Annotated in this window: 18 protein-coding genes; 10 read left to right on the plus strand and 8 right to left on the minus strand. The window is 62.0% G+C overall.

Features of this window, described 5'->3' with window-relative positions; genetic code table 11:
- The first annotated feature begins 189 nt into the window (after positions 1 to 189).
- The 3 genes from RFA01S_RS21700 (at position 190) to RFA01S_RS21710 (ending at position 5,713) form a co-directional block, all read left to right on the plus strand.
- Positions 190 to 2,313 (plus strand): GmrSD restriction endonuclease domain-containing protein, encoded by a 2,124-nt coding sequence (locus RFA01S_RS21700; RefSeq protein WP_032406946.1) that lies wholly within the window; start codon positions 190 to 192, stop codon positions 2,311 to 2,313.
- A gap of 93 nt (positions 2,314 to 2,406) precedes the next feature.
- A complete protein-coding gene (locus tag RFA01S_RS21705; protein WP_052060621.1) occupies positions 2,407 to 3,735 on the plus strand; it encodes a protein NO VEIN domain-containing protein in 1,329 nt (442 codons plus the stop codon).
- A 184-nt stretch (positions 3,736 to 3,919) separates the two neighbouring features.
- Complete coding sequence (locus RFA01S_RS21710; protein WP_032406947.1) at positions 3,920 to 5,713, plus strand: alpha/beta hydrolase family protein; 1,794 nt, start codon at positions 3,920 to 3,922, stop codon at positions 5,711 to 5,713.
- A gap of 46 nt (positions 5,714 to 5,759) precedes the next feature.
- On the opposite strand, the gene RFA01S_RS21715 is transcribed toward RFA01S_RS21710, so the two are convergent.
- From RFA01S_RS21715 to RFA01S_RS21730, 4 genes are all read right to left on the minus strand, one after another.
- Positions 5,760 to 6,764 (minus strand): HNH endonuclease, encoded by a 1,005-nt coding sequence (locus RFA01S_RS21715; RefSeq protein ID WP_032406948.1) that lies wholly within the window; start codon positions 6,762 to 6,764, stop codon positions 5,760 to 5,762.
- The gene (locus tag RFA01S_RS21720) at positions 6,761 to 7,117 is read right to left on the minus strand and encodes a hypothetical protein (RefSeq protein WP_032406949.1); all 357 of its coding nucleotides are present in this window, start codon (positions 7,115 to 7,117) and stop codon (positions 6,761 to 6,763) included. The genes RFA01S_RS21715 and RFA01S_RS21720 overlap by 4 nt, the downstream gene beginning before the upstream one ends.
- A complete protein-coding gene (locus RFA01S_RS21725) occupies positions 7,114 to 9,564 on the minus strand; it encodes an AAA family ATPase (protein ID WP_238325078.1) in 2,451 nt (816 codons plus the stop codon). Before RFA01S_RS21725 ends, RFA01S_RS21720 begins: the two co-directional genes overlap by 4 nt.
- A 150-nt stretch (positions 9,565 to 9,714) precedes the next feature.
- Positions 9,715 to 10,500, minus strand: a complete 786-nt coding sequence (locus tag RFA01S_RS21730) for an SDR family NAD(P)-dependent oxidoreductase (protein ID WP_032406951.1) — start codon at positions 10,498 to 10,500, stop codon at positions 9,715 to 9,717.
- Positions 10,501 to 10,586: 86 nt separating this feature from the next.
- Here RFA01S_RS21730 and RFA01S_RS21735 point away from each other — a divergent pair, with 86 nt between their 5' ends.
- Positions 10,587 to 11,462, plus strand: coding sequence for a helix-turn-helix transcriptional regulator (locus tag RFA01S_RS21735; protein ID WP_032406952.1), 876 nt, complete (start codon positions 10,587 to 10,589; stop codon positions 11,460 to 11,462).
- A gap of 43 nt (positions 11,463 to 11,505) precedes the next feature.
- Complete coding sequence (locus tag RFA01S_RS21740; RefSeq protein WP_032406953.1) at positions 11,506 to 12,279, plus strand: 8-oxoguanine DNA glycosylase OGG fold protein; 774 nt, start codon at positions 11,506 to 11,508, stop codon at positions 12,277 to 12,279.
- 55 nt (positions 12,280 to 12,334) lie between these two features.
- On the opposite strand, the gene RFA01S_RS21745 is transcribed toward RFA01S_RS21740, so the two are convergent.
- Together RFA01S_RS21745 and RFA01S_RS21750 are read right to left on the minus strand one after the other, a co-directional pair.
- Positions 12,335 to 12,766: a GNAT family N-acetyltransferase gene (locus tag RFA01S_RS21745; RefSeq protein WP_032406954.1), complete on the minus strand. Its 432-nt coding sequence runs from the start codon at positions 12,764 to 12,766 to the stop codon at positions 12,335 to 12,337.
- 32 nt (positions 12,767 to 12,798) lie between these two features.
- On the minus strand, positions 12,799 to 13,401 hold the full coding sequence (locus RFA01S_RS21750) for a TetR/AcrR family transcriptional regulator (protein WP_032406955.1): 603 nt from the start codon (positions 13,399 to 13,401) through the stop codon (positions 12,799 to 12,801).
- A gap of 160 nt (positions 13,402 to 13,561) precedes the next feature.
- Here RFA01S_RS21750 and RFA01S_RS21755 point away from each other — a divergent pair, with 160 nt between their 5' ends.
- The 3 genes from RFA01S_RS21755 (at position 13,562) to RFA01S_RS21765 (ending at position 16,402) form a co-directional block, all read left to right on the plus strand.
- The gene (locus RFA01S_RS21755) at positions 13,562 to 14,665 is read left to right on the plus strand and encodes a serine hydrolase (protein WP_032406956.1); all 1,104 of its coding nucleotides are present in this window, start codon (positions 13,562 to 13,564) and stop codon (positions 14,663 to 14,665) included.
- Positions 14,662 to 15,135, plus strand: coding sequence for an ArsR/SmtB family transcription factor (locus tag RFA01S_RS21760; protein WP_032406957.1), 474 nt, complete (start codon positions 14,662 to 14,664; stop codon positions 15,133 to 15,135). Before RFA01S_RS21755 ends, RFA01S_RS21760 begins: the two co-directional genes overlap by 4 nt.
- Before the next feature lie 70 nt (positions 15,136 to 15,205).
- On the plus strand, positions 15,206 to 16,402 hold the full coding sequence (locus tag RFA01S_RS21765) for a DUF3089 domain-containing protein (protein ID WP_307718876.1): 1,197 nt from the start codon (positions 15,206 to 15,208) through the stop codon (positions 16,400 to 16,402).
- A 13-nt stretch (positions 16,403 to 16,415) separates the two neighbouring features.
- On the opposite strand, the gene RFA01S_RS21770 is transcribed toward RFA01S_RS21765, so the two are convergent.
- Positions 16,416 to 16,940: a hypothetical protein gene (locus RFA01S_RS21770; RefSeq protein WP_052060622.1), complete on the minus strand. Its 525-nt coding sequence runs from the start codon at positions 16,938 to 16,940 to the stop codon at positions 16,416 to 16,418.
- A gap of 26 nt (positions 16,941 to 16,966) precedes the next feature.
- Positions 16,967 to 17,494 carry a hypothetical protein gene (locus RFA01S_RS21775; RefSeq protein ID WP_052060623.1) on the minus strand — a complete coding sequence of 176 codons (528 nt, stop codon included), beginning with the start codon at positions 17,492 to 17,494 and terminating at the stop codon, positions 16,967 to 16,969.
- Positions 17,495 to 17,756: 262 nt separating this feature from the next.
- Here RFA01S_RS21775 and RFA01S_RS21780 point away from each other — a divergent pair, with 262 nt between their 5' ends.
- Both RFA01S_RS21780 and RFA01S_RS21785 read left to right on the plus strand, forming a co-directional pair.
- Positions 17,757 to 18,428 (plus strand): hypothetical protein, encoded by a 672-nt coding sequence (locus RFA01S_RS21780; RefSeq protein WP_032407007.1) that lies wholly within the window; start codon positions 17,757 to 17,759, stop codon positions 18,426 to 18,428.
- Positions 18,429 to 18,442: 14 nt separating this feature from the next.
- On the plus strand, positions 18,443 to 19,096 hold the full coding sequence (locus RFA01S_RS21785; RefSeq protein ID WP_139278495.1) for a hypothetical protein: 654 nt from the start codon (positions 18,443 to 18,445) through the stop codon (positions 19,094 to 19,096).
- Positions 19,097 to 19,100: the final 4 nt, after the last annotated feature.

The following is a 19,100-nucleotide window of genomic DNA, read 5'->3' on the forward strand; positions in this document are numbered from 1 at the left end:
GAACGTTGTTCCGACAATCTAGCGGCAGAGTCGGACAAACGTGACGGGCGGTCGGTTGGTGACGTGGGCTTGGTGCTGAGCCGTCGCGGGGGCAGGTCGGAGATCACGCCGTGGTCCCGCGTAAACCAGCGTGGATGTCGTGGGTGGTATGTACCGTGTGACTCACCGAGCAGGCAACCGAGGAGTCGTGTGAAGACCGAAGTCCGTTCCCCCCTGGATATTTTCAATCTCCCTCAGCACCTGGTCATTCCGTTGTTCCAACGGCCCTACGTGTGGAGTCTCGAAAACCAGTGGGCACCCCTGTGGGACGACATTCGCAGGTTGTCCGAGCTCCGCTTGAAAGACCCGTCGAGTAGCGCCACCCACTTCTTCGGAGCTGTTGTTCTGCAAGCGCAGGAAAATCAGACGGGCACATTTCAGCCGCGCCTGATCATCGACGGCCAACAGCGCCTCACCACACTGCAGCTCGTCATGGACGCAACTGCGTCCGTACTCGAGGCACGAGCCGAAGACAATCTGGCCAGACGACTGGAGGAGTTGACCCACAACCCCGCCCACTATGTCGACCAGGAAGAAGATCGCCTCAAGCTCCGACATACCAACCGGGACCGGATGGCCTTCGACGAGGTCATGCAGGCCGACCCGCCAATCGACTACGCGGGACTCACGCACGCACAGAGTCTGCTTTCGCAAGGGCATCAATACTTCAGCGCCGCCGTGGAGGAATGGCTAGGACCGGTGACCGACTCGTCCGCGCATTCCCGTGCGGAGGCACTGACGGGAGTGTTGACAAGAGGGCTGCAGCTAGTTGTCATCGACCTTCAAGCCGACGAGAACTCGCAGGAGATCTTCGAGACGCTCAATGCCCGTGGCACACCGTTGACCGCGGCCGATCTGATCAAGAACTTTGTATTTCAGAGACTGGATTCGGAGGGCACTGACACTGCGAAGTCTTACAAGGACGACTGGCCGTTCGACTCCACATTCTGGGAGCGCGAGGTCAGCGTCGGTCGGTACCTCGTCTCTCGGAGTTCGCTGTTCCTCAATCAGTGGCTGGTGGCACGCGTGGGTGAGGAGATCAGCCCCCGCCATACGTTCACACGGTTCAAGCACTTTGCCGAACACGAAGCGACACAGTCGATGACAACGCTTCTGCCGATCATCAAGGTGCAGGCCGATCAGTACAGGAGTTGGACCGAGCGCGCCGCTGAGCCTCACGCACCATTGACCGCGGTGGAACTCAACGTCTACCGACTGCATGCGAGCGAGCTCGAACTGCTCAAACCGGTACTCATCTGGCTCCACGAGCCGGACTCGAATTACGACCAGGCGACAATCGACGGAGTTGTCAACGCTTGCGAAAGCTGGGTGATGCGGCGAGTCCTCACCCGATTGGGGACGAGCGATCTCGGGCGGGTGGTGGCGGACCTCATCAAGAGCAACCGCCAGACACCGCCCGAGAATCTGATCAACGCAGTCCAGCTCTACCTCACCCGTCTGAACGCGGCCGGTACGTACTGGCCCGGCGACAAGCAAGTACTTGAGGACGTCAGGACGCAAGCTGTCTACCGTCGGTTCAAACGAGGCCGGCTCCGTGTGTTCCTCGAAGCGGTCGAAGATCACTTACGCGGCTTCACAACTGCGAAGCCGATGAGTAACTCCCGAGTTCCGCGAATTGGCTATCCCATCGAACACTTGATGCCTCAGAAGTGGGAGGCCCACTGGCCAGCGAAGACCCCACAGGGGCAAGACCAGCGGAGAGAACACATCCATCGGCTCGGCAACCTCACATTGCTGACGCAGGCTCTCAACGGGAAAGTGTCCAACGGTCCGTGGTTGGGCGAAAACGGCAAACGCGCGAGTTTGGACACTCACGACACCTTCTTGATGAATCGACGGAAGAACATCGCCGCCGACGGCTGGTCAGAGAAGGAGATCAACGAGCGAACCAATGCACTCATCCAATCTTTGCTCGCGACGTGGCCGGTTCCTGAAGGCCATATCGGGGAGGTCAAGGACAAGCCAGCAGAGCAAGCAGCATCGGTCACTCTCACGCAACTTGTTTCTGCTGGGCTCCTCGAGCCAGGCACTGAGCTTCACGCACGCTCGGGGACCTGGAAAGACCTGCGCGCCATAGTCAACGAAGATTCCAGCCTGTCTTTGGACGGACAACGGTTCACCACGCCGTCGGGTGCAGGCCATCACCTCAGGAAAGGTGCCACCAATGGGTGGTATTTCTGGCTTCTTCCGGACGGCCGGAAGTTGAAGGATCTTCGAGACGAGTACGTCGCCGGCCGTCAGCAGCAGGTCTGAGATCTCGGTGACTGACAGTGCGACGACCTTCGGGCAGCTGCACTGGGCCAAACCCATTCGTGAACAGGATAAATCGACAGCCGGAGGCATGTAGTGGCTACGACCGAGGACGGGTTCGCATTGTTCGAGGCAGAAGTACGTCGGCGCGGCGGAACCACGCAGCGGATGCCGGGCCTTGAAGCAGTCGTCGAGGTGCGGGGTCGAGATGCCCGTGTACACCGAGTCAGACTCAAGACGAAGAAGTCGGGAGACTGGCAAGACACCAAGAAGTCACGACTTGTTCGCCCACCACACAGACGCATCGACGCCTGGGCGTTCGTTGACGTGCGACTCGACGCGTCGAACATCAGCATCGTCGAACACGACTGGATGCGACAAACCATCGCCGGCGACGTGGATGTGTGGCTCTCACGGGACCCATCGCGCAACGCCGATACCGACACGCATCACAGGATCACCGATGCCCAGGTGATCGACTGGCGTGGTCGTTGGGATGTCATCGGGCTATCGGAAATACCTGCGATGCAGAGTGATTCCGTAACTTTGTCCAATCTGGGCGCCTGGGTCTTCAAGTGCAATCCGAAAACATGGGACCTGAAGTCATTCATGGCTGACGGTCATACCCTTATCGATAGTTGGTCCGTTGCGAACAACTACCGATCCGAGCTGATTCAGCACGGGCAGCGGGTAATTTTCTGGGTGAGCGGCGCCGAAGACGGCGCTATGCCGCGGGGAATCTGGGGCTACGGGTGGACGACTGGCACTCCCGATTTTGTGGCCCACCCATCCGAAGGCTATTGGGTGGACGACGACAAACGGATCGACGCTCACTCGTTCGCCCCTACCGATCTGCACTTGCTCGATGCGCCTCTGACAAGCGCAGAGTTGAAACAGATCAAGGTTCTCGATAACCTCGAAGTGCTTCGCCAGCCGTTCGCGAGCAACCCATCGTGGGTAAATCAGTCTCAGCTCGCAGCCATCCAAGATCTGCTGCCGCCGTGGCCCGAACTCGGTGAACCGGCCGGCCAGGCGATCACCGTGAGTGAGCGCGGAGCGGGCTTCGGCGATCCTGTCACGAACAAGCTTATCGAGAATGCCGCAGTCGATGCCGTGACTGACTACTATCGCGATCAATTCCATTGCGAGGTAACCGATGTAGGTTACCAAAAGCTGGGATGGGATCTTTCATGTGTGGCACCGGACGGCACGTTGTACAGGGTCGAGGTCAAGGGCGTCGCGGGTGCCAAGCCGTCAATTCTCCTGACGCGGAACGAATTGCGTTCCGCCAGAGAAGACCCCAACTGGGAGCTTGCGGTGGTTACAAAAGCTCTGAGCAGTCCGACAGTGTCGATCTACTACCCCGAAGACGTAGTCGACATCGCAGAGAGCATGGTCTACCGGGTCGACCTACCGCCAGTGTGACGCGACGAGCGCCCGGTTGACCCGGCCGGAGCCGTAGTCCACATCGACGGACTGAGCACGGTAACTATGTTTCCGCCTTACGTCCGGCGTAGACCCCTGGGCTGCCCGGCACAAGCCGAACAGCCGGTATTAACCTTTCGCTCGAAACAGACTCAATCCGCTCCGCTCGAAGGGCAGTCCATCAATGAAGTTGATCTACTTGCACGGTGTCGGCGACGGCGACACGAGCCGGGCGTGGCTCGACGCGCTCAACGAAAGCTTGTGTGACGAGAACCTGCCGGTGATCGACCCGAAGGACGTGATCGCACCTCACTACAGCGACCTCCTCTCCTCTTTGGACGCCGAGGCAAGCATTCCAAGGCCAACGGTAAGTACCGAGAAGTCCGACCAGTCTGCGGAGCGTGCTCAGTTCATCAACCGTCAAATCGAAGCCGCCCGAGTGGTTGGCGTCGACCCGAGGGTCGAGAGCCTTGGATTCCCGCTACCCGACTTCGATCCGTCGGATTCGATGTTGGGCGCATTTGCGAAAGCGATGCCCGACAAGTGGTTCGCTGACGAGATCAGCCAGATCAGGGCCTACGTGCACCGCAAAGGTCTTCGTGGGGCTGTCTTGACACGGGTGCTGGAATCGGTGCCACTACAGGGCGAGATCGTGATCGTGGGCCACAGCCTGGGTAGCGTCGTCACCGTCGATCTCTTGTCTCGATTGCCGGTTGACCTATCGGTCCGTCGCGTAATCACTATAGGAAGCCCCGCACAGACCAAATTATTTGCCGTGTCTCGGCGCGAACTAATCGGCAACTTCCCCTACGCGCAAACCAACTCGTGGTTGAACTTCTTCAGCGGACGAGACCCGGTGACACGAGCCCGCGGGCTTGCGTCGGTGTTCGCCGATGTGCAGGACATTCGGGTCGGCATCGGCCTCGTCGGTCACAGCTCGGCTGCATACCTATCGCAACCTTCCGTAGCCAGAGCCGTCGGAAGCGCATTCCACCAGTCTGCTCTCACTCCTCGACGCACGACGAGGGTGACAACGAAGCTGACCGACGATACGGCCGCCTTAATATTGGAACTGCATTTTCGGTACGCGGTATCCGACGCGATCACCGATTCGAAGGTGAAGGCTCGTTTCATCGAAGCAATCCGGATCAAGCGACTTGACCTAGTGACCCAGATATGGGAGGCAGACAGCAAGGGAGTGCCCCTCCCCCGCGAGCTGCACTTGTTGGCCGAAGGAGAAACACCAAAGGTACCGAAGTACTGGAGTGTGCCAAAAATGATCGAACAGCTCACCATCCTCGCGCTCAGCGACCTCACCGCACCCTTCGAGATCGATATCGCAGACAGTAGTTTCAAAGCACTTCCAGAGTTCGTCAAGCAAGTCGGCCGTACCCCGGAATTCGGAAATACTTTGGCTGGTGCGATACGAACTTTTAACAACAAAATGGCGAAACTCGGCAAACCCGAGGCAAATTGGCAGCGATGGGCAATCGCGGGCGCAGGAGTCGCAGTAATTGCAATTGCCCCTATCAGTCTTATCGCTCTTGCACCGGCTGGAGCTGCGGGCGCAGCAGCAATGACGGGTGGACTAGCGGCGTTGGGACCCGGAGGCATGGCGGGCGGTCTTGCGACCATCGGCGGAATCGCTGGATCGGGTGCAGCCATTACAACAGCGGCAACCGTTTCCGGACGTCGAGGTCAGCATCGCTTGAGCTCGGCGGAACTCTTGCTCGCTGTAGCCGTTGCCTACGCCCAGAAAGTTCTCGGCCATGCTTTCGACGACGAGCTTTGGCTGAAAGCATCTGGTGCTGTGTCGGAGCTGTCCGCTCAGATCAACACAGTTGAGGCGTTGAGCGATGCCAAGGCACCTTCGGTAGCAGCCATGATCGCGGAGCGAGACATGACGCAGAACCTAGTGCAGTTCATGGAATTGAACGATCTCATGCCAGTCGCCGTACCGCGAATAGCCCTAGCCTGAGGATAGGTTCCAATGTGAGGTTGTCACTGGTACGTGCGCTGTGTCGTTATATCGACACATAGATCTGGCTGCGATGCCAGTTGAGGTACGACACTTCGGGCGCTACAGACTCCGGACCCAGAAAAATTCGATCCCCTAACGGCGGCTTTCCCAGTGCGTATCTAAGCGGGGCGGCAGCCGACACGTCGTCCTCAACACTGGGCGCGTAGCTGATGCTGAGATCGTCATTCACCGTGATGAGCCCAGTATCGAATGCAACATCATGAGTGGGACACGCCGTCAGACCATTTCGCGGGTCCAGGCGCTCCTTGTTGTTGCTGTCCCGCCAGGGTTTGATGTGGCTTGCAGCCATCATCCGCGGTCGCCGCTTACCGCCGATCACCCCGCTCATTCCGCAGAACACGCACCGGTGCTGATGATTTCGCAACACCGATTGCGCAAACCGATGCTGCCCTACGCGTACCGCTGACGTCAGCATCCTCTCGGTCGTCAGAATGGGGATGTCGGCCCGCTTGCGCGACCACGTCTCGAGGGCATCTACGAGCGAGGTTTCGACGTCGCTCGAATCCAGCTCATACTGGCCTTCGAGCTCGAAGCGTTCGCCGTCTTCCAGACCCAGGAAATCGGGAAGCTCCTCGCGATCGATCCCGAGACTGCGCGCGACGTCGAGGATCCGCAGATAGACCCCCTGCAACAGCTCCACGTCCCCCAGTCGCGCAGCGACTTCCAGCTCATGCTTGCCACCGTTGCTACGGGTGCCGTCGAGATTCGCCATCTTGGCCAAGATTGAAGACGGGGGACGCTTGAACAGTCGCGCCAGAGGCTGAACCGGGAATTCAGCCTTGTGCGCCGTCGAGCTCCCGTACCTGCGGTGATCCATCAACAGCGATGCGCAATGGCACAGAACCACCTCGCAGGGAACGAAGTGCACTTGCCGGACGCCTTGCGGAACGACCTTTCGTGCAAGAACGGACATCCACTGCTCTCGCAGCATGTCGGTGGTGGGGTCGATGAACGCCGCCACACCACCGCCCATCGGTTCGGTTGTCATTTACCCTCCAACAACACGGCTACGACTCCACAGAGGTGCCTGACTTCAGCAACCGTCGGTGCCAACTCATACGCATGGTGGTGGCAGGCGTTGCTCAGCCTGTTCCACGCGACCGACGCGGCGTCCGCGCGTTCCGTGGTATCCAACGACCGCAAGATCACCAACCTAGATCGCATACTCGGTCGCTCGATGTCGACGCCCAACGCCACGCAACGCTCGATGACCAATTCCTCCAGCGCCTGGCGAGCGAGGAACGCAGCCAGACGCGCCGAACCGCCTGCAGCACCATGACTTCCGCCGAGCAGCAGTTCGGCATTTCTCAGCGCTACTGCCGGTGACGTGGTCGTAGTCATTCGGCGAGGATCCCGTCGACCATCTTCTTCAGGTCGTTCACCACTTCCCAGGTGATCGGCCGATCGGCACTGTTGTGGCTGCCGGCATTCGCGATATGAAGCGTCGGGAAGCGTTCGGTGCGGAAGCCGAGCCACTGCGACAGGTCGCGTTCGGGATCCTGGTGCACGGCGAGGGCAATCTTGTTGCGCGTCTTGAGCACTGCCGACCACCGCTCTTCAGTCGCCAGCCGAGACTCCCCCGCCCGGTGTTGCTTTGCGTAGAACACCTGCTGCGCAGCCGATTCCAGAGCCAAACGGAACAAGCCGGGTGCGACCCGACGCTTGACGTCGTCAGGCACGTTCTCGTCCAGGACCAATGCCCGCACATCGTTGAAATAGCGGGTCGCTTGATTCTGTGTCTCGGAAACACTGATGTTGGAACCTGGTTCGCGCATCACCTCGACGAGTCGAGCGTCGACTTCGAGTTGCCTGATCGCAGTGGCCAATCGGTCGTCGTGCGAGAACACGATGACCTGCCTGGTCTTCGCGAGCGTCGACAGCACCTTGATGAAGCCGTCGATCTTCGCTGGATCCATTGCCTGGATCGGGTCGTCCAGCACGATGAATCGAAACGGACTGTTCGGCGTAGTCGCTCTCGGTATGAACAGTGCCAATGCCAACGCATGCAACTCGCCCTGACTCATGACCGACAGTGCCTCGGACTCCACGCCGTCGACCGAGCCGGTCATCACCACTCGTCTGCTGGTGTTATGACCCACCAAGTTGATGGCACCGATGTCGACATTGCTTTCCTGCCGCAACTCCGCCCAAATGTCGCGCGCCTGCTCGGCAATCGGAGCAAGCCGCTGATCCCTCAATTGCTTGGCGTGCGAGGCAATCCACTTCCTGGCCGTGTCGACGTTCTTGACGGCCTCATCCGCCTCTCGCGCTGCGGATTCGAGGGTGGCCCACGCGGCCAGACGTCCAGCAATCGGTGCCCACGTGTCCTCACGCTGAGCCGCCGCTTCCTTGGCCTCTGTGCGCAGCGCCTCAGCAGACTCGATAACCGCGGGGATCGTCGTAGCGAAGTGATCCGCCACACCGGAAGAACTCGACGGTTGCTCTCGCGCCACGGCGACGGACTTTCGATACTCGGACAGGGAAGGCAGGTCGACGCCCTCCACCGCGGTGGCGTCGGCAATTCCGTTCCCCAGTTCGACTGCGGCGCGTTGCGCTTGGTCGAGTCGGCGGCGACTGTGCTTGTAGGCTGCCAGTTTCTGGCTCTGCTCGGCAAGCTGCGCCCGCGAGTGCTCGGCCCACGCATCGTCGAGCGTCCCCGTTGCGCAGACCGGGCATTCGATAGTGCCCGTCTCACTGTGCAGTCGCAGTGTCGCATCGAGCAGATCGTTGCGTTGCTCCACCACCGACAGTGCCTCATTAGCCGAATCCGCCGTATCGGCCGAAGCTGCCCGAAGCTCCGCCACCACCTCGTCGACACGCTGCTGCGTCGGGGCGCTCAACGCTGCGAGCCGCTTCAAACCGATGAGCGCGGGCGATGCCAGTGCGTCGGATCCGGTGGCGAACGCCAGCACCGCGTCGAGATCCGCAACCCGTTTCTTGACCAGGTCTGCAGCCGTTTTCGCACGATCGTCCGACGCATCCGACAACGAGGTCTTGAGCTGGCGCAGGCTCTCCGCTGCTCGTTGCCGGGGCCCCTTGATCTCCTTGAGTACCGCTGCCAGTCGCTTCTCTGCATCGGTGATCTCGTCGAGTCCGAGGAGTTTGGCCAGGGCGTCGTGCAGGGTGGACGGCGTCGCGTCGAACAGTCCGCCGATTTCGTCGTAGGACAGGATCGGGCGATGTAATTCGACGGCAGACTTCCACCCAAGTGCCTCGGTACCGTTACTGCGCTTCTGCTTTCCCACCTGAGTCCAGGTGGAGCATCCCTTCAGCGCGGCATCGGAGGTCCAATCGACACCGACAACCGTCGGTTCGGACCCTTCGATCGTGAGCCCCACCCGCACCTCACACGGGTCTCCCTGATGCAGATTGCGCCAAGTATCGGCCCACAGCTTGGCCTTGTTCTCCCAGCGGTAACTCGAACCGGTGATCGCGAATTCGAGTGCCTCGGCAAAGCTCGACTTGCCCGATCCGTTGCGGCCACTGACGATCGTGATCCCAGGCGCGGGGTGTAGCTCCAGCGCTGCCTTCGGCCCGATACCACGGAATCCCGCGACAGTGATCGAGGTCAGAAATGCACCGACCGGCTCTTCGACGAGGTGGCTACCCGACGGCTCCGGAACGTGCGGGGTCGAGACGCCGTTGAGAAGCTCTTGTAGCGCTGTCGGCCCTTCCAGGGCGGCGAGAACGAAGTACTTGGCCTCGTCGGACAGGTCGTTGTCCGCGTCGATGGCGTCGATCACCACGTCGACGAGTGGCCTGTCGACAGCATTGTCGGCAACGGGCACCGGCACTCCCCTGTTCGTTCTGATGGCTAACCAGACCCCACAGTTCCATATGGTGCCGACAGTTCGCAGGGACATGAACCATCTCCGATTCACCGTCAGCTCGAGCCTATGAAGGTTGGTCTCGGAAAGGTACGAACGTGAGGATTGTGTTCAGGCCCCCGAACCGCAGTCGACGGGCACGATCGCCCCGGTCACCGCGGACGCCCTGTCACTCAGCAGCCACGCGGCCGCCTCGGCAACTTCGCGGGCTTCGGCCATGCGACCCATCGGTGACGCAGCGCTACTGGCTGCGATGACACCGGGTGTCTTCGCCTCCCATTCGTCCATCATTTCTGTCGCAGTTCCTCCGGGCATCAGACCGTTGACACGGATGCCCTCAGGAGCCCAGGTGACCGCTGCTGTTTCGGTGATGCTGTTGAGTGCCCGCTTCATCGCCCCGTACGCCGGAAGCGGCGGAACGGCACGGCGGCTGCCGATGCTCGAAGTGTTCACGATGGCACCGCCGCCACTCCGACGCATAAGGGCGGCTTCGGCATTCATCGCCGTCCAGTGAGCGCGGAAGTTGACGGTGAACTGCTCGTCGAGGTCGTCTTCGGTGGTGGTGTCGAGGGGACCTATCTGCTGCTGGTTGACGCCGCCGTTGTTGAACGCGCCGTCGAGTCGTCCGTGCAGCTGCTCGACACGGGCGACGGCGGCACGGATGCTGTCGGAGTCAGCAAGGTCCATGGAGACCGCGTCGGCGGTACCCCCGGCCGTTCGGATTGTCGTCACGAGCTGATCGAGCGCGTCGACGTTGCGGGCGGCGAGCACAACAGCAGCACCCTCAGCCGAGAAGAGTTGAGCCGCAGCGGCACCGATTCCTCGACTGGCACCGGTGATGAACATGATTTTTCCGGCCAGAAGGCCGGCAGCACTGGAAGTTGTTTCGATGGTCATGATGCAAGCATCAAGGCGCATCGACACCGGATACAGGCACAAACGGTACTAGGGTCCGACGCTCCACTCGGGGCACAATCGAACTCATGGACAAGCAGGAACTCGGGGCGTTTCTCCGCAGCCGCCGCGAAAAGCTTCAACCGCAGGATGTGGGTTTACCGTCCGGCCCTCGCCGCCGGACCCCGGGTCTTCGCCGTGAAGAAGTAGCCGTGCTCGCGCATATTTCGACGGAATACTACGTGCGCCTCGAACAAGGCCGCGCACCACGCCCGTCGGCGGAGGTGCTGGCGGGCATCGCGGCTGCCCTGTGCCTCGGCGACACCGAGTCCGACCATCTGCACGCGCTGGCGGGCACCGCGCCCGCGAAATCAGGTGTGCACCGGCGCGATGTTCGGCCCAGCATTCTCACGCTCCTGGAACGGTTACCGCAGACCGCCGGCATCGTCATGTCGGCCGCGTTCGAGGTACTCGCCTGGAACGATCTCGCCGCAGCGCTCATGGAAGATTTCGGCACCCTGACCCCTCGTGATCGCAACCTTGCCCGCAAAGCTTTCCTCGGCACCGAGCAGCCGAGCGAGCGGCTCTACGGCATTTCCGACGACGTCCACTTCCGCCACAGCGCGGTCAACGAACTCCGCACCGCACTCACCCGATATCCGACAGACGAGACCGTGTCCGACCTCGTCGCCGAACTCCGCGACGGCAGCCCCGACTTCGCTCGACTGTGGGAACGACACGACGTTGCAGTCTCCCCCGCCCTGCGAAAGACCTTTCGGAACACCCCCGTTGGCGAGATCACGGTGGACTGCGATTCGCTGAAGCTCATCGAACTCGACCAGCACCTGATCCTGTACACCGCTGCCCTCGGCACCCCTGATGCCGACAAATTGGCGCTACTGGCAATGATCGGACCGCAGCAAACTGATCACTACGACAAACCAGCCGGGACCCGCTCGGAGTGACAGCAGCCTTCGAACTGTCGGTACCCGATGCTTCGATGGCGGTATGTCACGTCTCGACGAGGGGTTCCCGCCGCCCACGGCCTGTGTGCAGTGGTGTCAGCACCGCAGCTACGACCTGCATGTCCTCGACGACGGCGTGGAGGTGGACCTGGATTGGTGGAACGGCCACCTCGACCGGGCAGGTCACGACCTTCGACTGCGGGGCCGCAACCTCGACGGAGAAATCGTCGCATACGGCGATGCCACCGTGCAGCGCAACGATCTTCGAGTCGGCACCGATCTGGCTGTAGGCGAATACGATTCGCTCGGCCTGCTGTTTCTCTGCGCGGCCTGGCAGGGCAGTCACCGGCACCGTAGAGCGATGCGGCGATTTCCGGACGTCATGAACCCGCACCTCAGCCGTCCCGACGAGAACCCGGTCGCCAAGACTCTCGCTGTGCTCGACAGCTGTGTCCGCAACCGCGCAGTGCCCGAGCATCCGAACTCGACCTGGTCCGGCTGGCCAGATGCACCAGGCGTGGGAATGTCTCTGATGGCCACGTTCCTGTGGGCGGTGAAGGCATCGGTCTACGGCGGTCCGGCGCAGCTGATCGACCAATACGGAGTCTCGACCCTCATCCACGAAGGGTGGCTCGAAGACCCGTCCGTCACCGGGTTCACTCGTCGCCGCTACGACCGCTACGTCGAACTCATCACCGCATGGGCCGCCGACATCGGCACCAGCCCCGAGCTCGTCGAAATGTGGCTCGTACAGCGCTGGAGCGCCCGACTCAATGAAGCACGACACGGCCGCTACACCGCACCCACGTTGTTCTGAACCGCTCGAAATATCATTGCAGCTCAACGGCATTGGCCAGAACTGGAGGGGTTCGTCATCTGCTCGTCACCATCCGCACGTGCGGGATTCCAGCGTCCAGGTAGTTCTCCCCCACACGAACGAATCCGAAGCGGCCGTACCACTCTTCGAGGTGCGCCTGCGCAGAGAGTTCGACGACCCCGGGAAATGCCGCCTGTGCCGCTTTCACGAGTTCTCCGGCGTAGCCCTTACCCCGTGCACTGGCGGCGGTCGCGACGCGGCCGATGTGAACGGTGTTGTCGACGAGGACTCGGATGGTCGCCAGCACCTCACCGTCGTCGTCCTGCATCCAGAACAACTCCGTCGTCGGAAGCAGGTCGGCGCCATCGAGTTCGATGTCGTCGACGATTTTCTGCTCGTGCACGAATACCGAGACCCGAAGCGCCATGATGCGGTACAGGGTGTTCTGGTCGACGCGCTTCAGCGGGGCGTGGTGGAGAGTGGGCATGGGGGTCCGTTCTGTCGAAGGTAGGGACAAGGTCACCGGTCGGTTGCGGCACTGCGGTCGACCACGCTGGCGATCGTCCGCTGAGCCAGTCGTTTCTGCGTCGCCGGCGGATACGTCTCGGGATCGAGTACCGCCAGAACCACGATGCCTTCCACCGCGGTAGCGATGTGCTGAGCGCACTCTGCAGCCTCGACATCGGTGATGTGAGTGCCGAGGTCGGCAACGAGACCGGCTATGCGAGTGAGCCACTGACGCGTGTGGGTCACGTGTGGGTTTTGGAGCTCATCATCCGCGATCGCAGCCGCCGCGAAGCCCGTGAAAATCTTGGCCTCGACTATGCGCTCGTCGTCGAGCGGAAGCACCGAGCAGACAACGGAATACAGCCGCTCCGCCGCGGACTGCGTGCCGCCGGCTCCGGCCTCGTCGGCGCGCGCTGCCGTGCGCTCGAACAGGGTCTGTCGCGCGTGCACCAACATCGCCGACCGGGAGCCGAAGCGGTGCATGATCAGACCGGTGGTGCAGCCCGCCCGAGTCGCGACCGCGCGCACCGTCGTCGCCTCGATTCCCAACTCCCCGATCGTGTCCCACACTGCCTGCGAAATGCGATGCCGCGGGTCGTCCGATTCGAGAGTCACTCGTCCTCACCTCTCCGCTTCGCCGTAACACCTGTTACGAACAAGCGTAACAGGTGTTACGGCGAGCCGCATTCCGGGAGTCGACGGAAGGGGTTGCCGAGACACGTCATCCGCCTTATTGTTTTTCCGTAATTACGGATGAACAACCAAGGGGCTAGAGATGCGACGCCTCACCCTGGTTTCGGCAGCCTGTGCGACGGTCCTGTTGATGAGCGGATGTGCCTCCACCGACTCGGACACCGCCGAGGCCGCCACCCCGACACCGGAGAACTGCGCACCCGTCACCTCCACCGACCTCACCGCCGAAGACGGGTGGATCGGACTGATCGATCAGGCACCCGACACCGTCGGCCTCGTGATCGACGACGGACGCGGCCGCACCGTCGAACACCGAGCCGATCAGGAGCAGGTACTCGCATCGGCGATCAAGGTGGTGCATCTCGCCGCCTACGCCCAAGCCGTCGCGAACGGCAGCATCGACCCGAACGAGCGAGTGACGCTCTCGGATTGGGAGCGCTGGTACGTACCCAACACCGACGGCGGCGCGCATCCTAACGCCCTGAATCGCTTGAGAATCGCAAACACCGGCACCAACGCAACCGACCCCAATGCCACGGTCCGCATCGACGACATCGTTACGGCCATGATCCAGGAAAGCGACAACTCTGTCCCCGACTTCCTCCGTTACAAACTCGGCGATCAAGCGATCATCGACGCAGCCGCTACCGGAGGGTGGGAGAACTTCGAGGTGCCCAGCCTGGTGACGGACATCCTGTCGCTCTACGACCCCGCCCTCGCCGCCGGTGACCGGTGGGAGACCGCGCAGAAGTGGGCATTCGACCCGCAGTTCCGCGCCCAACTGGAGGCGTCGTTGCAACCGTCCACTCCCGAGGAGCAAGCCGACCGAGTGCAGAGCACCTTTCGCGGTGGTTCGGCCGCACAACTCAACGGTATGTATCGCGCCTTCACGGATGGAACCTTCGGCACCGCGTCGGATACTATTCTGCGCCAATTGGAATGGCAGCCCGCAGGGGACGACGTTCTCGGTGTCGGGTTCAAAGGCGGCAGCCTCGCGGGGGTGATCACTCAGGGATTCGAGCTACGGCGCACCGATGGAACGGTGGCGACCGCAGTGTGGCTGATCGATGGTCTTTCTGCAGACAGATTCGAGCAAGCGTATGCGGACGCAGGCGTGCAGCAGCAACTCATCCTCGAGGCCATGCTCTCGTCGGACGTACTCGACCGGATAGCCTGCGTGGTGTGAGTTCAACGTTCGAGTCGAGACTGGCAGAGCTGGAAGCTCGCGTCGCCGAGCTGGAACGACGCGACGCTCCCGAGCAGGTCGATGCCGCCCCGTCGACGGGCGGCATCGTCGCCTACCAGGGCGACGTGCACCTGCACGGCACTGTCCGCTGGGACATCAGCTACTCCCCCGACGCCATCGTCGACCTGCCCATCGCCTCGATGTCGGAAGTGCTTGCTGCGCTGGGCCATCCCGTTCGGTTGCAGATCGTACGAACCTTGCTGCGCGGTCCGGCGAACGCCGCTGATCTCCATGCCGCGGTGGGAGTCGGCTCCTCGGGCCAGATCTACCACCACCTCAAGACGCTGAGCTCGGCGAACATCGTGGAGCAGCAGGGCCGCGGTGACTATCGAATTTCCGCGAAACGAGTTGTGCCGCTTCTGGTATCGATGCTCACGGCAGCCGACATTGCCGGTGACCTGGGTACCTGACCGTTACGGCCAGGTGAGGCGACACCACAGTCTCCCGCAATCGATCGGAATGCCAGCCGTGCTAACTTTCGTGGCAGTGACACCCGTCACCAGCAGAGCACAGGGAGAAGCGGCAGTGGGACGACGCGCAACGGCAGCGATACTAGGGCTGTTTCTGATGGCGGGCGGTCTCGTCGGCACCGGTACCGCTGCGGCGCAACCCGCACCGGCCACGACGTGGCTGTGTAGCCCCGAACTGACAAGCGACCCCTGCGACCTGGGCGGCGACACCACCGACCTCGGCACCGGCACAGTGACTCCTGGACCCGCGGCCGTGCCGGAGTCCGACAAGCCCGTCGACTGCTTCTATCTCTACCCCACCGTCACCAACGACGTCGCACTCAATGCCCCCGGCAACGCGACGCCCGAGGTGGCTTCTATCGCCAGTTTCCAGGCTGCCCGGTTCAACACCCAATGCCGAGTGTTCGCGCCGGTCTACCGCCAGACCCCGTTGGTCGGGCTACCTCTGGCACTGGTGGGTGCGGCCGGACCGTCGATAGATCTGGCGTACTCCGATGTGCGCGCCGCCTGGGACAACTACATGGCCACCGAGAACAACGGCCGAGGCGTCATCCTCATCGGCCATTCACAAGGCACGTTCATGCTCCGCAAACTGATGCGCGACACCTTCGATCAGGACGCGGCCCTGAGACAGCAACTCGTCGGCGCATTCCTGATGGGCGGGAATGTCGAGACGGCCCGCGGCAGCACCACCGGTGGCGACTTCACGAACATCCCTTTGTGCACCGAACAGGGCCAGTTCGGTTGCGTCGTAGCATATTCCACCAACACGCTCCTGCCGCCGCTGTCGACGTTCGGCAATTCGTCGCTGGATCTGTGGTCTCAGCGATGGGGCCTGCCGAGTGGCCCGCAGTATCAGGTGGCGTGCACCGATCCGGTGGCACTCAGCGGAGACGATCGGCCCGTCGGAATCACGGTGCCGAGCGCACCGTTCGCGTTCGGAATCATTTCGATTCTGCTGCAGTACACCACGGCACCCGAGACCGTGCCGACCTCGAACTCGACGTGGACCACCAGCCGCGGCCGAGTGGTGGGATCCTGCATCGACGCCGGCGGGTACAACCAATACCACCTGCAGTTCGTAGAACCTCAGCCGCTCAACGAGGTTCCGCTACTCGATTCACATCTGGTCGACATGAACGTGGGCCTCGATCGTCTGGTCAGCATCGCCGATCAGCAGACGACAGCGTGGCAAACAACCCGCTGACCGTCCAGACGTGTCACGGAACGAGCAACACACCCAAGCCGGGGATGAGGGCATTCGATGCGGGTGGGGCTTGCCACTGCTCACGATTGTGGGTGACGGTCACGACCACCGGGCCCGCCCCGGTCTGCGCAGTTACTTCGAGAGGCAAGTTGACCGGATATCTCGGCTCAGCGTTGATCGGGAGCGATGGATTCTCGAGGGCTTCCCAGTGCCGTAGATCGACCGCTCCGACGGCACCCGTGGCGAGATTGCGCCAGTTCACCGTCAGGAAGCGGTAATTGAACTGGTAGTAGTACGGCCTGATGTCCGCGGCCGCAAAGCGCACCTCACCCGGCTTCTCACCTACCGTCGCCGTGATCGGAATCGTCTGAACGAGTCCGCCTGGAACCCCAGCCGGACCGAACTCCGGCCCGGTGACGACAGGGACCAGAAGCTCGGACGTCGTCGGTGCCGCCGTCGCCGCACCCACTCCCACACCCAGAACCAGTGGTACGGAGAGCGCCAGCGCAATTACTCCGCGTCGTAAAGATGTTCGCATCGTTTGCCTTTCATCCGCGATCGAATTCAGGGGACCAGCACCATGCCGGCACCGGGGAGAAGAGTGTCGAGGTACGGAGAGCCCCATTGGCCGCCGTTCGAGTAGTCCTTGGTGTGCGTCACCGTCACCACCACAGGACCCGGTCCGGTATTCGCGACCACCTCGAGGGGCAGATCTTCCCGTCCGTAGGGGCCACTCGGGGATGGTGTCGGATCGTCCTGCCAATGCCGTAGATCGGCGGCACCCGCCGCACCTGTCACGAGGTTTCGCCAGTTCAGGTTCAGATACCGGTAGGGATACTGATCGGCGAACGGGGCAATGTTTGCGGCTGAGAAGCGTGCGACACCGGGCTCGTCGCCCACAATGGCCTTCATCGGAATGGTCTGGAACAGGCCACCGGGGACGGCTCCGGGGGCTATCTGGAATCCGGTCACGACGGGTACCTGCAAATTCGTCACCTGCGGGGCAGCCGCTGCCGTGCCCACTCCGATCCCCAACACGAGGGGCACAGTCAGTGCTGTAGCTACTGCCGCTCGCCGCAATGACTTTCGCATACTGCGTACCTTTCGTCGAAGTCGCACAACGTGATTCCAGATCGAGATCGATCCTGCGCCAGGCGTCTCAGGTTGAACCTGAAACATCAACTGGCGGTTGAGTGTTATCTCCGTCCACACTCGCAGGCGAAATATCCGATAGTCCACCCGTATACCGATTCGTGACGGGGTCGTGACACGAACGACGTTAACAGACCATCTGGCCCGTTCGATTCATAGTTCAGAGGTGATGCACTCTGCAGCCACCGGTGAGGACGAACGAATGAGGCAAGTCCGCAACATCGTCGCCATGTGTGCTCTGGTCGCCGCTACCACCCTGTCCCTCACGGCCTGCGGGTCAGAGGCACCGACAAGCACCGATGCAGCGCCGGCCACCAGCGCCGCCCCCGCGCCGTCCGCGGGTGGCTCTCCCGACACAGGCGGCGGCACCGAGGCCGACAGACCCGTAGTCGAGGCCCCTGAGGTCGTGACTTCGGCACCGGCGCAGCCTGCCGATACCGGGACTCCTGCCGTTCCGTCCGCTCCGAATCGTGACGACGTGAACGTCGACGCACGCGACTTCGAGGTAGACGGTGGCCAGTACTTCTTCCAATCCCCGAGCGGGAATGTGTTCTGCGCATTCAATTCGTCGAATGCTCCCGGAACGATCGTGGGCTGTCAGGTCCGCTACTCGGTGCCGGGCAACACCGGGCGCGAGTGCTTAAACACGGCAAACAACACCTACGGCGTGCAGATCACCCAGGACGGCACCGTCGAACAGATCTGCACCAACCAGGGAATCTTTTTCGGCGGGAATCCCGGCCCACGAGTTCTCGAATACGGCCAGGTCATCGGAGTGACGGGCAACTTCTGCCGCTCCACTGAAGCCGGCATCACCTGCTACGACGGCGACAGAGGCTTCATGATCTCCCGCGACGTCAACATTGCTTTTTGATGAAGGAGCTCCGAATGTTCCGAAGAACTGCTCTGCTCGCGGCGGCCGCAACACTCACGGCCGTGACTCTGACGGCCTGTGGGAGTGACGACGCCCCCGCGGCCGCACCGGCCCCCACCGCTGCGCCACAAATCTCCGCTCCGCCGCAGGTGACCGTTGCAGCGCCGACCCAGACCGGTGGAAGCAACGCCGGAGGTGAGTCCGGTGCACCCGCGGCGACCGAATCGACGCCAACCGCTGCCGACCCCGGGAACAACACCGCACCGATCACGCCCGTCGACCCGGCCAGCTTGATCGTTCCCGGTAATCAGGTCGCGTGGAAGTCGCCGTCCGGCAAGATCTACTGCAAGATCGGCTCCGGACCCTTCTCCTCCGGCTGCCAATCGTCCGACGCCCCCGTTCCCGACGGTGCCGAAGCCGACTGCGCCCCGAACTCGACCTTCAGCGTGGACATGCTCTCCAAGGGCTTCTACCTCGACCCCGGCAAAGTGACTCCCACCTGCTTCAACCAAGGAGTATTCGGTGCCGAGGACGCCCAGGTATTGGAGTACAACACGTCCGTCTCCTACAACGGCTTCAAGTGCTTCTCTCGAGTCGAAGCAATGATCTGCGACGCCGGTGGCGGGCATGGCTTCGTGTTGTCGATGCAGCAAGCGACGTCCAACTGATGCC

It is taken from the genome of Rhodococcoides fascians NBRC 12155 = LMG 3623, assembly GCF_001894785.1.
In the GTDB taxonomy this organism is placed as follows: Bacteria; Actinomycetota; Actinomycetes; order Mycobacteriales; family Mycobacteriaceae; genus Rhodococcoides; species Rhodococcoides fascians.

Coding starts and splice junctions, on each gene's coding strand:
- RFA01S_RS21710 (WP_032406947.1), top strand. CDS start 3,920: ATGAAGTTGATCTACTTGCACGGTGTCGGCGACGGCGACACGAGCCGG.
- RFA01S_RS21715 (WP_032406948.1), bottom strand. CDS start 6,764: ATGACAACCGAACCGATGGGCGGTGGTGTGGCGGCGTTCATCGACCCC.
- RFA01S_RS21720 (WP_032406949.1), bottom strand. CDS start 7,117: ATGACTACGACCACGTCACCGGCAGTAGCGCTGAGAAATGCCGAACTG.
- RFA01S_RS21730 (WP_032406951.1), bottom strand. CDS start 10,500: ATGACCATCGAAACAACTTCCAGTGCTGCCGGCCTTCTGGCCGGAAAA.
- RFA01S_RS21735 (WP_032406952.1), top strand. CDS start 10,587: ATGGACAAGCAGGAACTCGGGGCGTTTCTCCGCAGCCGCCGCGAAAAG.
- RFA01S_RS21740 (WP_032406953.1), top strand. CDS start 11,506: ATGTCACGTCTCGACGAGGGGTTCCCGCCGCCCACGGCCTGTGTGCAG.
- RFA01S_RS21745 (WP_032406954.1), bottom strand. CDS start 12,766: ATGCCCACTCTCCACCACGCCCCGCTGAAGCGCGTCGACCAGAACACC.
- RFA01S_RS21755 (WP_032406956.1), top strand. CDS start 13,562: ATGCGACGCCTCACCCTGGTTTCGGCAGCCTGTGCGACGGTCCTGTTG.
- RFA01S_RS21770 (WP_052060622.1), bottom strand. CDS start 16,940: ATGCGAACATCTTTACGACGCGGAGTAATTGCGCTGGCGCTCTCCGTA.
- RFA01S_RS21775 (WP_052060623.1), bottom strand. CDS start 17,494: ATGCGAAAGTCATTGCGGCGAGCGGCAGTAGCTACAGCACTGACTGTG.
- RFA01S_RS21780 (WP_032407007.1), top strand. CDS start 17,757: ATGAGGCAAGTCCGCAACATCGTCGCCATGTGTGCTCTGGTCGCCGCT.
- RFA01S_RS21785 (WP_139278495.1), top strand. CDS start 18,443: ATGTTCCGAAGAACTGCTCTGCTCGCGGCGGCCGCAACACTCACGGCC.